We start from the raw sequence: 12653 nt of genomic DNA on the forward strand, positions 1-12653 counted from the left end.
CGTCACGAGGACGCCCGGACCTCTGGGCAGGTCTCCTGGCTCATGGGCTCCGGCGCGAGGGCGCACACTGCGCCTCTCCGGAAGGAGCCCTCTCCCTTCCCCGGGATGCTGCTCCCAAGTGGGAACTGCGGAGGACTCCGGCCCCGACTTTCAGGGCTGCCCACATACAGTGGCGGGACCGCGCCGGATTTCCACCGGCTTCCCTCTTGCGTGCCCGAAGTGGGCACCCAAAGGCGCGCCCCTTCTAGGGGTTCAGGCCCGCGCTCGTCAAGCGCACGGGCGCCAGGGCGCGAGCGTGCACGTACTGCTCGAAAGCAGAAGCCTGGAGAAACGCCATCTCCACGTCACCGAAGCGCAGTGAGGCGCGATCGAACAGCGGCGCGGGCCGGCCGGGGACGATGAGCACGCCGGCCTGATACGTGCCGTTGTGGCTCTCGGAGTCCACCACCTGCCACATGCCCGTGTGGGGCTCCTGGCGGAAGCAGGCGTGGAGCCGCGAGACGGTCGGGTCCTCGACGACGAGATCACAGTCCGGCGCGCGCCCCAGTGAGACCTCCACCTTGCCCGGTGTCCGCGAACGCAGCTCGAGCACGAGTGGATCCACGGAGGTAGGCCGGCGGGCCCAGGTGTTGGACAGGGTGGAGTCGATGAAGCCCAGGCGGGATGCGGGTCGCGGCGGCGGGGTCTCCCAGATGAGCACCGGCCAGGAAACGGCCTTGAGCACTGCCTCACGGTCATAGACGAGCTGCGAAGCCAGAACCGAGAACCTGAGCGCCACGACGCCACCCCTCCGGCCTGAGTCGAGGCCCGAAGCTGTACATGGCCTCCAGTGGCGACCAGCCCCCCTGGACTCGGGGGGGCTTGCACTGATCCCAACCTTCCACTCGGGGCGTGATTTTGCCGGAGGAGGCTTGCCTCCCGCGCCCGCGCTGTCTCGCCTCCGACAGAAGGCTCTTGGGGCGGGCTCCGGGTATGCTCGGTGCACCTGAGCAAGAGAGGACACTCATGTCGTGGCTCGACACACTGGATGACATTCGGACACGGGACTTCAGCAAGGTGTCCGAGAAGGACCGGGACAAGGCAGCCAGGGACGTCATCAACCTGTGCTCGTACGCGGCGGCGCTGGTGGCCATCTCTCCGCTGCCGTTGTCGGATGTGGTGCTCATGTTGCCCATCCAGACCGGCATGGTCATCACAGTGGGGCACATCTACGGACGGAAGGTGACCAAGGCCACCGCGAGGGATCTCATCCTCGAGTTGGGCACCACGGCGGGGCTCGGACTGCTGGCGAGACAGGGCATCAAGGCGCTGGTGCCGGTGTTCGGAGCGCTCCTCACGGTGGCGCCGGCCTTCGCGGCCAACTGGGCCATGGGCCGCGTGGCGATGGAGTACTTCAAGAACCCACGCCTCAGTCGCGAGGGCCTGAAAGAGGTGTTCCGGCGCGCCCAGGCCGAGGGCAGCACCCTCTTCTCCAAGAAAGGCTTCGAGCGCTTCCGCAAGCGGAACGAGAAGAGCGTGCAGGACATCGCCAACAAGGCGAGCCAGGAGGACGAGGCTCCGGCTCCGAGAAAGCGGGCTGCGGCCAAGAAGTCTCCCGCGAAGAAGGCGGCTGCGAAGAAGACCGCTGCGAAGAAACCGGCTGCGAAGAAGACCGCCGCGAAGCGATAGGTCCTCGCCCTTCCCCACTCGCGCCCAGGCAGGAGCCCCCTGTCGGGCGCGGTTTGGACCAACTGGTCCACTTGTCATACCAGTTGGTCCAGAACCGCCGCCACGGGCTGCCGCTTCAAGCGCGGGCGGTCCTTCCGAACATCTCTCCGAGCACCCGACCGTCCACGCAGTCCACGTCCGTGGACGCTCGGGGCGCGCTGGGAAGGGTGTGTCCGCCTGCGTTCAGAGGGGAGACCGCGTTGGCACGGCGGCTGCTCCAGGCGGGGCGACCTCAGGCGGTCGAAGCCAGTGAGGCACCCGAGCCGTGGTGGCGCGGGGGAGTGAAGGAGTGAGGAAGGAAGATGCTGACGGCAGGAAAGCGGTTGGCGGTGTTCTCCATTCGGGAGGGCAAGGGCGGGAGCATCTGGGTGAGGGCGGGGAGTGCCTTCGTGAACAAGGATGGCTCGCTGAACGTGCTGCTGGATGTGTTGCCGCTGGACGGCAAGCTGCACGTGCGCGAGGCGGCGGACAAGCGGGACGGGGCGCAGGCGACGGGTGGGCGGTACGCGTCCGATCCGGAGCTGGAGTCGGGGCTCGTGGGAGGGCACTCGTGAGTGGACGTGCGGTGCTGGTGGCGTGGGCGATGGTGCTCGGGCTGATGTTGTTGGGGCCTGGGGTGGCGGAGGCTGCCAAGGGCCGCACGCAGTACACGGGCGTGGTGAACCTCAACGAGGCGACACGGGATGAGCTGGATCGTCTCCCGGGCGTGGGTGCGAAGGCGGCGGATCGGGTCCTCGAGCACCGGCAGAAGCGTCCCTTTCAGCGCATCGAGGAGTTGGTGCGGGTCAAGGGCTTCGGGAAGAAGAAGTTCAAGAAGCTCGAGCCGTACCTGACGCTCAAGGGTCCCACGACGCTGAAGGTGGAGAAGGGAGGCGGCTCGGACGCACCGAAGAAGAAGAAGTCGAAGCACTGAGGCAGCGAGCCCAGGGTCGCTCCGGTGCTGTCGTGACCGGAGCGGCCTTCTTGTTCCCATCCGTGGGTCGCCCCAGCGAGAAGTGATGTCTGGCGCGGAGCATGCCCCGGAAGGGGTACATCCCTTTTTCAGGGTCCCGCGTACCTCCGCAGTTCTCACCCTCTGCTCACACGCACTCATGGAGCGATGTGACGGGAGCACCGGACTTCGCGTCCGCGAGTTCCGTGTCGGCACTCACGAGCCAGGTGTCCTCCATCGAGGGCGGCGTCACGTCCACGCAGGGAAAGCTGACTCAGGCATGGGTTCCCCGGGTAGCGCGTACGTCAATTCCCACTACATCTATGACCCTGCGTCGAATACTTGGTCGAGCGGCGCAGTCACGCCCTACACGGGCTATGCGGCAGGCATCGCCCAGCTGCGCGGAGGTGTTCTGCTGATCGGAGGCTGGCCCAGCAGCGGAGGCTCAGCCACCAACGCCGTCTACGAATATCTGGCGCCCCTCTACCTCTACTCCAAATAGCGCCCGCTCCGACGCAGTGCGACAAACCCTCGGAACCACTGAGGGTTGTACGAACCCTGCACAACAGACCCGTGCTCACCGCCGTAACGCACCGCATCAAAACCCATCCCAACTCCAAGGCCCGCTAGGATGTCTCCCCACGGACAGGCAACCCCTGAGGTAGCCTGTCAGACTGCTCTCCGACTTGCCCTTCTTGGTGGTGCAATCGATCTTCGTTCTATGGAAAGGGTGAACAGAGCTAAGAGTAACGGATGGGGAACTTGGAGGCGGAGTTGAAAGAGACTGTAGAACAGGAAGAGAACGTAGAGACACCGGTCGCAGAGCAACCAGAGAAATCCCGTGGCCCCCAGTTAGGGGAAGTCCTCGAGTTCATGCGCCTGCTGTGGGCCGTGGACCATGGCCTCCAGTCCACCTCCAAGCGCATGGAGTCCACCCTCGGCATCACCGGGCCTCAGCGCCTGGTGCTCCGCCTGGTCGGCCGCTTCCCAGGCATCACCGCGGGCGCGCTCGCCCAGATCCTCCACGTCCACCCCAGCACCCTCACCGGCGTCCTCAAGCGCCTCGAGAAGCGTGGCCTGCTGGAGCGCAAGTCGGATCCGCTCGATGGCCGCAAGGCCCTCTTCGCCCTCACCGAGGCCGGACGCGTGCTCGATGTTCCCTCCACCGGAACCGTGGAATCCGCCGTGCAGCGGGTGCTGTCGAGGATGACCCGCGCGCGCATCCTTCACACCCAGGACGTCCTGACCGCCCTCGCCGAGGAGCTGGGTGGAATCCCCTCCGCCGCAGAGCAGACGAACGAGGGCGCGGACCACCGTCCCGCCGCCCGCTGAACCTCCGGCCCCTGCCTCCTTCCTCCGCCTGACAGAGCGCCCCTCCGCCGAGGCCCTCTCCTCGCGAAGGGCCGCGCACGCGGGCGGAGCTTGCTACAGAATTGGGAAATAGGCGGCCCACCTGCGGGTTGCCTCGCTACTGAGCGGACGAGACTGTGACCGTCGAAACCCCGCAGACCCCAGGCCCTGAACTCCCACCTCCCCTGCCCCCACGCGCCCAGCCCGTGGTCCAGGAGCGACTGCGCTCGCGCCAGGTGGACACCCTGCTCGCCACCGTCCGCACCCGCCAGCGCCGACAGCTCTGGATGGAGGGCGCCCTGCTCGGCGTCGGCGCCTTCCTGGTGCTCACCCTCGCGGGCGGCTTCCTCGGACTCGTGGCGCCGGACCTCGGCCGGTGGCTGTTGATCCTCGCGCCGCTCGCGGGCATCGCCGTGGCATGCGCCCTGGGCATCATCCTGTCCCGGCGGCTCGTCGGAGATGACTTCCGCACCGCGCGGCTGATCGGCGAGCGGAGGCCGGAGCTGTCCCTGGACGTGCTCGCCGCCGTGGAGCTCTCGCAGCAGAACGGCACCGAGCAGCACTCGCAGATGCTGGTGGCCGCCTTCCTCAGCCAGATGGACTGGCGGGCCCGGATGGTGGATCCGGCCTCCGTCGTGGACAAGCGGCGCCTCAAGCGCGCGGCCCAGGTGTTGGGCGCCGTATCGCTCGCCGCGGTGGTCGCCCTGGTGCTGGCCGGCGGCAGCTGGCGCGCGGGCGTGGCGAAGGCCTGGGAGGCGGGCCACGAAGCGGCCGCCTCCGCGCAGGCCGAGCCCATCACCGGAGACATCGAGCTGACCTACCGCTACCCGGCCTACACGGGGCTCGCGCCGCGCACGGTGGCGGGCACCAACGGCGAGGTGAGCGCGCCGGCCGGCACCGAGGTGGTGCTCAAGACGCGCTCGGACCGCGAGGTGGAGCGCGCCGAAATCGTCGTCAACGACGAGACACTTCCCCTCAAGGTCGAGGGCAAGCGCGAGCTGACGGGCTCCTTCGTGGCGAAGAAGACAGGCCGCTACCACTTCGTCTTCGACAGCCACAAGGTCCGCTCCGTCGTCGGCCCGGACATCTCCCTCAACGTCGAGGTGGACGCGGCGCCCCAGGTCACGCTGCTCACGCCCGCCACGGAACTCGAGGTGGATCCGGGCCAGCAGGTGACGCTCAAGTACGAGGCCAGTGACGACTACGGCCTGAGCGGGGTGGCCCTCATGTTCCGCACGCCGGGCTCGCAGCAGGAGACGAGCGTACCGCTGCCTCGCGAGGACGGCCGCCGCAGCAAGGGCACGTACACGTGGGACCTGAGCCGCTTCCCCCTGAAGCCCGGTGATCGCATCACCTATTACATCGAGGCCAAGGACAACGACGCGGTGGAGGGCCCCAAGCGGGGCGTCAGCCGCACCCAGGTCCTGCGCATCTACAGCGCCGCCGAGCACCGCCGCGCCGCCCTGCAGAAGGCCGAGGCGCTCTGGGGCCGGCTGGTGGACCACCTCGCGGACCGGCTGGATGGCGCGGACCACGAGGACAAGAAGGACGCCGAGCGCATCACCGCCGGCCAGAAGGTGGACACCAGCGGCCAGCAGCTCATCTCGGACATGCGCGCGCTGGCGCAGGACCTGGCGCGCGAGCGGAACATGCCCAAGGAGCTGATCGGCGCGCTGCTCAACATCGCGGATGGGCTGTCGCGGAAGATCTCGGCCACCTCGGACTTCCGGCGCTTGTACCTGCGCACCCAGCGCCTGCGCGGTGAGGACTGGGGCACCGGCACCCGGCTCACGGCCGCGGTGAAGGATGAAATCTCCGAGACGGAGAAGGACATCCTCTACCTGGAGTCCCTGTTGGACCGGCAGAAGCTGGAGGCGCTCCAGGACCTGGCCAAGCAACTGGCCGACGAGCGCAGGGACCTGGCCAGCCTCATCGAGCAGTACAAGAACAGCCCCAACGACGCCGCGCGCCAGCAGATCCTCCAAGAGATCTCCCAGATGCGCCAGCGCATCAACGAGCTGATGCAGCGCATGGCCGAGCTGCGCAAGGGCATCCGCGACGAGCACTTCAACGCGGAGGCCGTCGCCGAGCTGATGAAGGACCAGGACATGCAGAGCGGCCTGGATCAGGTGGAGAAGCTCATGCGCGAGGGCAAGGCGGACGAGGCGCTCGCCAAGCTCCAGGAGCTCTCCATGCAGATGGACAAGATGATGGAGTCGCTCAACAAGGAACAGGGCAGCATGGGCGGCGAGCAGTATCCCGAGCTGGCGCAGAAGTTCGGCAGCTTCATGGATGACCTGCAGAAGACGATGCAGGAGCAGCAGCAGGTAGCCGAGGCCACCAAGGCCCTGCGCGACAAGGCTCGCAACCAGAACCGCGATCGCCTCAACGAGAAGGGCAAGGCGATGAAGGACGAGCTGCTCAAGCAGGTGGAGCAGGTGCAGAAGAGCTACCAGGCGGTGAAGCCGGACCAGCTCAACAGCCGCGCGGCCGCCCCGCTGTCCGAGGCCCAGGCCGAGCTGGAGAACCTGAAGAACGCGCTCAAGGCGGACGCGTACGATCTGGCGGCGGATGCGGCCCAGCGCTCGGAGGAGATGGCCCAGCAGCTCGACTCCATGGGCGAGCACCAGCGCAAGCTGGACGAGATGTTCGGCAACCCCGACGAGGTGCGCCAGCAGTCGGCGCAGCTGGCCCAGGAGCTGCGCAAGAACTCGCAGACGATGCAGGAGGTCAGCCAGAAGCTCCAGTCGCTCTTCCCGGAGCCGGGCTCGCAGCTGAGCCAGCAGGAGCGCCAGCAGCTCAAGCAGCTCTCCGAGCAGCAACAGCAGTTGGAGCAGCGCGCCCAGGGGCTGCGCCAGCAGATGGAGGAGATGCAGCAGTTGGCGCCCGTGTTCGGCCAGGAGGCCGGCGATCAGATGGAGGAGATCGGCCAGCGCATGGGCGAGGCGGCCCAGCGCATGGGAGGCCAGGATCCGGGCCGGGGCTACGGCCAGCAGCAGGCGGCGCTGGAGGGGCTCAAGCGCTTCCAGCAGCAGATGAAGGAGAGCCAGCAGGGCCAGGGCAAGGGCGGACTGCCGCTGCCCATGGGCATGGGGCGGCGCGAGGGCAACGGCATGGACCCGCGCGACAAGGTGGAGCTGCCGGACGAGGACGCGTTCCAGGCGCCCAAGGAGTTCCGCAAGGATCTGCTGGACGCGATGAAGCAGGGGGCGCCCGAGCGTTACCGGGAGCAGGTGAAGCGCTACTACGAGGAGCTGGTGAAGTGAGGCGTCATCCGGAGAGCCAGGAGCGGGTGTCAGCGCTCCACCGGCACAAGCAGGGGCTGGGAGTGCTGGCGGTACTGGGGCTGCTGGCCCTGGGGCTCACCGCCTCGCCGGCGCGAGCGGATGAGGAGGAGGATGCGCTCCGCAGCGAGGTGAAGGCGCGCCTGAGCAAGGTGGAGCAGGCCATCGACGGCTGGGACATCGTCGGCGCGAACCGCGAGCTGGCGGAGCTGGAGAAGGTCGTCCCGGACGTGGAGGCGGTGAAGTACTTCCGAGGGCGCATCGCGTTCGAGGAGGGCCGCTACGCGGAGGCGATCGATCTACTCCAGCAGGCGGGCCTGGAGGACAAGCCGGGCAGCTACTTGCGGCTGGCGAAGGACACGCTGAACCTCACGAAGAACCACCAGAAGGCCGAGAGCGAGCACTTCGTCTTCTACTACCCGAAGGGCAAGGAGGAGATCCTCGTGCCCTACGCGCTGGAGACGCTGGAGGGCATCTACCGGGCCATGCAGGAGGACCTGGGGTGGACGCCTCCGGGCGGCAAGGTGCGCGTGGAGGTGGTGAACAACGCGCGGGAGCTGTCGAAGGTCAGCACGCTCACCTACGAGCAGATCACCACGACGGGGACGATCGCCATCTGCAAGTTCAGCAAGCTGATGGTGACGAGTCCGAAGGCGGTGGCGCGCGGCTACGACTGGCAGGACACGCTGGCGCACGAGTACATCCACCTGGTGGTGAGCCAGAGCAGCCACAACGAGGTGCCCATCTGGCTACACGAGGGGCTGGCGAAGTTCGAGGAGTCCCGGTGGCGCGGCGAGGGAGGGCTGGGGCTGAACCCGTCCGCCCTGGCGCTGCTGGGCAAGCGGGTGAAGGCGAACAACCTGGTTCCTTTCGAGAAGATGAGCCCGTCCATCGCCATGCTGCCCAACGCGGAGGACGCGGCGCTGGCGTTCGCGGAGGTCTTCTACGCCATCCACTACGTGCACGAGACGAAGGGCACGGCGGGCTTCCGCACCATCATCCAGGAGCTGCGCAACGGGCAGACGGATCGCAAGGCGGTGGAGGCGGCCGTGGGCATGCCCTTCCCGCTCTTCGAGAAGGCGTGGCTGGCCCACATCAAGAAGCAGCAGTTCCCCAAGGAGCTACTGCCGCGCGAAGAGGTGGTGCTGAAGGAGGAGGCCAAGGGCCAGGACAAGGAGGATCCGAAGAAGGGACGGGAGATCTCCTTCGGAGACTTCGTGGAGGTGGACGAGCTGCCCGCGCGGAAGCTGGCGCACCTGGGCGAGATTCTGCGCGAGCGCAACCGGGCGAAGGCCGCGGCAGCGGAGTACGCGAAGGCGTACCAGATCGTCGGCGACAAGTACGAGTCGGTGTCGAACAAGTACGCGTTGACGCTGCTGGAGCTGCGGCGGCTGGACGAGGCAGAGCAGGTGCTGCGTGGCTCGCTGCGGGTGCACCCGGGCATGCCGGGGACGAACGTGCACCTGGGCCGCATCATGCTGTTCCGCAAGGACTGGGCGAAGGCGAAGACGGCGTACCTGGAGGCGCTGTCCACCAACCCGTTCGATCCGGAGATCCATGTCGCGCTCACGAAGATCCACGACGAGCTGGGTGAGACGGCGCTGAAGGCTCGGACGAAGCAGGCCGGAGCGGTGCTCACGGGTCTGTCGCCCGAGTCCATCGAGAACGCGGCCTACAAGTTCATGCGGGACGAGCGGGAGCTGTCCGGCACGGACGTGCAGGCGAAGCCCGAGGAGGCTCCGGCTCCGGCGGCGGCGAAGGACGGCGGGAAGTAGCTCAGCAGAAGCGGGCGAACACGATCGCCTTCCCCAGCGTCTCCTCGCCACCCGCGCCCGCCATGTTCTTCACGAGCGCGAGGATGTCGGGCGCCTGCTCCACGTGCCGGGACACGAGGTAGAAGCACTCGACGGCGGCACGATCCAGCGCCGCCTCCGAGGCCTCGGGCGTGAGGTCCTGCTCCGCCGTGCACAGCGCCGCTACCTCCGGGTGCCCCACCAGGGTCAGGCGCAGCAACGCGACACGCAGCACCAGCCGGAACACGTAGGCGAGCAGGCTCGGCGCCTCCGTGAAGGGCGTGCGGAGCCACTGCGCGATGCCATAGTGACGGAAGTACTGCTCGACCCGTGCGCCGTGAGCCGCCTCCAGGTGTTGCCACCGCGTGACGTATGTCCGCCATGCACTGGCCGTGTCCTCGGTGTTGGAGTCCGAGCCCCAGAGCGACGTCAGCACGGCGTGGACGAACGGGCCGAAGCGCTCGCCCCGCGCCACCGCCTTCCGGGCCTTGAGCATCGAGGCCAGCAACCCGGCACACGGGCCGCCCGGAATCTCCAGCGCGGAGAAGTCCCGGTGCATCGCCTCCAGCGCGGCCGGATCCTCGAAGGCCGGGAGCACCGCGCGCAGCACCTGCTCGGCCTCGTCCAGGGTGCCCGCGAAGGGTTCGGGCCCCCGGAAGATGGAATCCAACCGGAATGCCATCTGTCCCAGGAACATGAGCCGTGAGGCGATGGGGAACTCGCGCCGGCTCAGGAGGCGCAGCGCGGCGGCACGGATGAGCTGGGCATGAGCGACGTACGCATCTCCCGGCTCACCGGGCAGCATCCTCGCCGCCTCCAAGCGTGGCACCTGGTCGAGGGAGCCGGACACCTGCTCCAGTGCCCCTTCCTCCAGCAACAGCAGCCGCGCCATCTCCGGACACGCGAGGGAGCCTGCGACCTCCACCTGCTCGCCCCACTTCCAGATGATGCGCGGGAAGGTGACACAGGGGTCCGGCAGGGCCCGCTCTCCATGCGCGCGATGGAGCGAGCAGAGCCGCTGGGGATCAAGGAAGGGACAGCTCCCGTCCGAGCGCATCTGGATGTACGCGCGCTCCGCGGGAGACCCCTGAGGATTCGAGAGCAGGAGCGACTCCACACGTTCGGCATCGGAGGTGCCCGCGACCACGCCGCGGATCTGCCACAGCCGCTCCTCGCTCACCGGCACCCGAAGGCCGACGCAGCAGGTGTCCTCGCACCGATCGGCGAGGCATCGAAACTCCAACACTCTTTTGACGAAGCGGGGAGATGCATCCATGCGCGGGAGGCCTCGAGGCCGAGGAGTCCCGCACGATACCGCGTCCCAGAATTCCTCGCTGGGAGCCCTCCAGTGCCCGTGAGAGCAAGGCCCGTCGATTCAGGCCTCCACGGGCGGAGACACCCGACGCGCCGTGAGTGCGGCTCCCGCGGACGCGGCGCTCACGCAGACCAGCGCGAGCCACTGCATCACGCTGAGCTGCTCACGCAGGAACACCAGGCCCGAGAGAGCCGCGGCTGCGGGCTCCAGGCTCATCAGGATGCCGAAGGTGCGGCTGGGGAGCACTCGCAGTGCCATCATCTCCAGGGTAAAGGGAATGGCGCTGGACAGGAGCGCCACGGCGAGCCCCGCCGCGAACAGCGCAGGCGTGAGCCGTGACGCAAGGCCCTCCGCGAACGAGAAGGGCAACACCGTCAGGGAGGCGCACAGCATGCCCGTCGCGACGCTCTGCCCTCCGGGGAACACCCGGGACACGCGCCCGCCGAGCACGATGTAGGCGGCCCAGCAGCACCCCGCGAAGATCGCCAGCAGCACCCCGACCACATCGAGCGAACCGACTCCTCCGCGCCACGGGGCGATGAGCGCGATGCCCGCCGCCGCGAGCACCGCCCACAGGAAGTCCATGGCGCGCCGCGACCCGAACACCGCGAGCCCCAGGGGCCCCACGAACTCCAGCGTGACTCCCAGTCCCAGTGGGATGCGCTGGAGCGCCATGTAGAAGGTCAGGTTCATCGTGCCGAGCACCACCCCATACGGGATGACCGCACCCCACTGCGCACGAGTGAGCCGCGTGAGCGGTGGACGGAACACCGCGAGCAGCAGGATGGCGGACAACCCGATGCGCATTCCCGCGGTGCCCGCCGAGCCGAGCACCGGGAACAGCTCCTTCGCGAAGGCAGCGCCGCCCTGCACGCTCAAGACGGCGAGGATCACCGCGGGAACGGGGGGTAGGGTCCAAGGAGGACGGACCGGGGGAGCTCCACTCATGCGCGACACCCTAACCGCTCCCCCACACCTCCGCCGCAAAAGGGTTGTGCCGTTCTGCTATGGTGCGCAGCGCCTCGAGTTCAGCTTCTCCGCGGACGCCAGCCACGGCGATCAGGACACATCCGGTGGAACGACCTCGCCTGCAACGCCATCCCGACGGCATCACGGCCATCGACACGGAGTACATGCGCCATGGCCTCGCGGCGGCTCACCTCATCGCGCACGAAGGGCGCGCTGCCTTCGTCGACACGGGGACGGCGCACTCGGTGCCATACCTGCTCGCGGCCCTCGACGAGCTCGGCATCGCGCGCGGTGCGGTCGACTATGTAATCCTGACCCACGTGCATCTCGATCATGCCGGAGGTGCGGGGCAGCTCATGCAGGCATTGCCAAACGCGCGCGCCGTCATCCATCCGCGCGGTGCACCGCACATGGTCGATCCGACGAAGCTCATCGCCGGCTCCATCGCGGTGTACGGTGAAGACATCTACCGCACGCTCTATGGTGAGCTGGTGCCAATTCCCGCCTCTCGCATTGTCGAGACGCGCGACGGCCAGCGCCTGAGCCTCGCAGGCCGCGAACTCGAGTTCGTTCACACGCCGGGGCACGCGCTCCATCACCATGCCATCGTCGATGTGGCGCACCGGAACATCTTCACGGGCGATACGTTCGGGCTGTCCTATCGCGAGCTCGACACGGAGAACGGCGCGTTCATCGTTCCCACGACGACTCCGACGCAGTTCGATCCGGAGCAACTCATCGCCTCACTGGATCGCCTGCTCGCTCACAAGCCGCAAGCGCTGTACCTCATGCACTACAGCCGCGTCACCGACGTCCCCCGGCTCGCGGAGTCGCTGAAGCAGCAGATCCACCAGTTCGTGACGATCGCGCGCAGTCATCGCGGCGCCGCGAACCGCCATGACGCCATCCTCGCCGACATGCGCAAGCTTTGGTTCGAACTCCTGCGCCGCCACGGTTGCACGCTGCCCGATGCGCAACTCGAAGAGTTGCTCGGCACGGATCTCGAACTCAACACCCAAGGGCTGCTCGTCTGGCTCGACCGCGAGAACAGACATTAGTACCGCTCGACGCGAACCTGGCGCGTACCAGGTGTGACCACCGACATGACGGCTGTCATGTCGGCCGACGCCGAAGGAATGCCAGCCAGGAGCTGCTCGGTCCGAGCAAGACATAATCCTTCAGCGAGACTCTCTGAAGGACTTGGCCAGCTTGCCACTCAGGCGCGCTCTCGAATGCCATACCGAGCACTCGTTGGTGGCACATGGGTTGCTCTCTATGTCCCCATGACTCGATGATGGCCAGGC

General features: G+C 67.7%; 11 protein-coding genes and 1 riboswitch. Of the genes, 8 read left to right on the forward strand and 3 right to left on the reverse strand.

Features of this window, described 5'->3' with window-relative positions; all coding sequences use genetic code 11:
• Positions 1 to 7: 7 nt before the first annotated feature.
• A riboswitch (cobalamin riboswitch) is annotated at positions 8 to 247 on the reverse strand.
• Positions 245 to 778, reverse strand: a complete 534-nt coding sequence (locus KY501_RS05670; protein WP_224361492.1) for an FHA domain-containing protein — start codon at positions 776 to 778, stop codon at positions 245 to 247. (Overlaps the previous riboswitch by 3 nt.)
• A gap of 227 nt (positions 779 to 1005) precedes the next feature.
• On the opposite strand from KY501_RS05670, the gene KY501_RS05675 reads away from it, so the two are divergent.
• The 7 genes from KY501_RS05675 to KY501_RS05705 all read left to right on the forward strand — a co-directional run bounded on the left by KY501_RS05675 (position 1006) and on the right by KY501_RS05705 (position 9047).
• Positions 1006 to 1668 (forward strand): YcjF family protein, encoded by a 663-nt coding sequence (locus KY501_RS05675; protein WP_224361493.1) that lies wholly within the window; start codon positions 1006 to 1008, stop codon positions 1666 to 1668.
• A gap of 341 nt (positions 1669 to 2009) precedes the next feature.
• A complete protein-coding gene (locus tag KY501_RS05680) occupies positions 2010 to 2261 on the forward strand; it encodes a hypothetical protein (protein ID WP_224361494.1) in 252 nt (83 codons plus the stop codon).
• Entirely contained in the window at positions 2258 to 2620 is a 363-nt protein-coding gene (locus KY501_RS05685) for a ComEA family DNA-binding protein (RefSeq protein WP_224361495.1), read from the forward strand. Before KY501_RS05680 ends, KY501_RS05685 begins: the two co-directional genes overlap by 4 nt.
• A 298-nt stretch (positions 2621 to 2918) precedes the next feature.
• Complete coding sequence (locus KY501_RS05690; RefSeq protein WP_224361496.1) at positions 2919 to 3140, forward strand: Kelch repeat-containing protein; 222 nt, start codon at positions 2919 to 2921, stop codon at positions 3138 to 3140.
• A gap of 251 nt (positions 3141 to 3391) precedes the next feature.
• On the forward strand, positions 3392 to 3970 hold the full coding sequence (locus KY501_RS05695) for a MarR family winged helix-turn-helix transcriptional regulator (protein ID WP_224361497.1): 579 nt from the start codon (positions 3392 to 3394) through the stop codon (positions 3968 to 3970).
• A gap of 155 nt (positions 3971 to 4125) precedes the next feature.
• Positions 4126 to 7254, forward strand: coding sequence for a DUF4175 family protein (locus tag KY501_RS05700; RefSeq protein WP_224361498.1), 3129 nt, complete (start codon positions 4126 to 4128; stop codon positions 7252 to 7254).
• 26 nt (positions 7255 to 7280) lie between these two features.
• The gene (locus tag KY501_RS05705; protein WP_373691560.1) at positions 7281 to 9047 is read left to right on the forward strand and encodes a peptidase MA family metallohydrolase; all 1767 of its coding nucleotides are present in this window, start codon (positions 7281 to 7283) and stop codon (positions 9045 to 9047) included.
• 1 nt (position 9048) lies between these two features.
• Here KY501_RS05705 and fliB read toward each other — a convergent pair whose 3' ends face one another.
• Positions 9049 to 10341, reverse strand: a complete 1293-nt coding sequence (gene fliB, locus KY501_RS05710) for a flagellin lysine-N-methylase (RefSeq protein WP_224361499.1) — start codon at positions 10339 to 10341, stop codon at positions 9049 to 9051.
• A gap of 99 nt (positions 10342 to 10440) precedes the next feature.
• Positions 10441 to 11328: an EamA family transporter gene (locus tag KY501_RS05715; protein ID WP_224361500.1), complete on the reverse strand. Its 888-nt coding sequence runs from the start codon at positions 11326 to 11328 to the stop codon at positions 10441 to 10443.
• Between the two features lie 125 nt (positions 11329 to 11453).
• On the opposite strand from KY501_RS05715, the gene KY501_RS05720 reads away from it, so the two are divergent.
• Positions 11454 to 12407: an MBL fold metallo-hydrolase gene (locus KY501_RS05720; protein WP_224361501.1), complete on the forward strand. Its 954-nt coding sequence runs from the start codon at positions 11454 to 11456 to the stop codon at positions 12405 to 12407.
• The last annotated feature ends 246 nt before the right edge of the window (positions 12408 to 12653 follow it).

Origin of the sequence: Hyalangium versicolor (assembly GCF_020103695.1) — a bacterium.
Lineage (GTDB): Bacteria > Myxococcota > Myxococcia > Myxococcales > Myxococcaceae > Hyalangium > Hyalangium versicolor.

Coding starts and splice junctions, on each gene's coding strand:
- KY501_RS05675 (WP_224361493.1), top strand. CDS start 1,006: ATGTCGTGGCTCGACACACTGGATGACATTCGGACACGGGACTTCAGC.
- KY501_RS05680 (WP_224361494.1), top strand. CDS start 2,010: ATGCTGACGGCAGGAAAGCGGTTGGCGGTGTTCTCCATTCGGGAGGGC.
- KY501_RS05690 (WP_224361496.1), top strand. CDS start 2,919: ATGGGTTCCCCGGGTAGCGCGTACGTCAATTCCCACTACATCTATGAC.
- KY501_RS05695 (WP_224361497.1), top strand. CDS start 3,392: ATGGGGAACTTGGAGGCGGAGTTGAAAGAGACTGTAGAACAGGAAGAG.
- fliB (WP_224361499.1), bottom strand. CDS start 10,341: ATGGATGCATCTCCCCGCTTCGTCAAAAGAGTGTTGGAGTTTCGATGC.
- KY501_RS05715 (WP_224361500.1), bottom strand. CDS start 11,328: ATGAGTGGAGCTCCCCCGGTCCGTCCTCCTTGGACCCTACCCCCCGTT.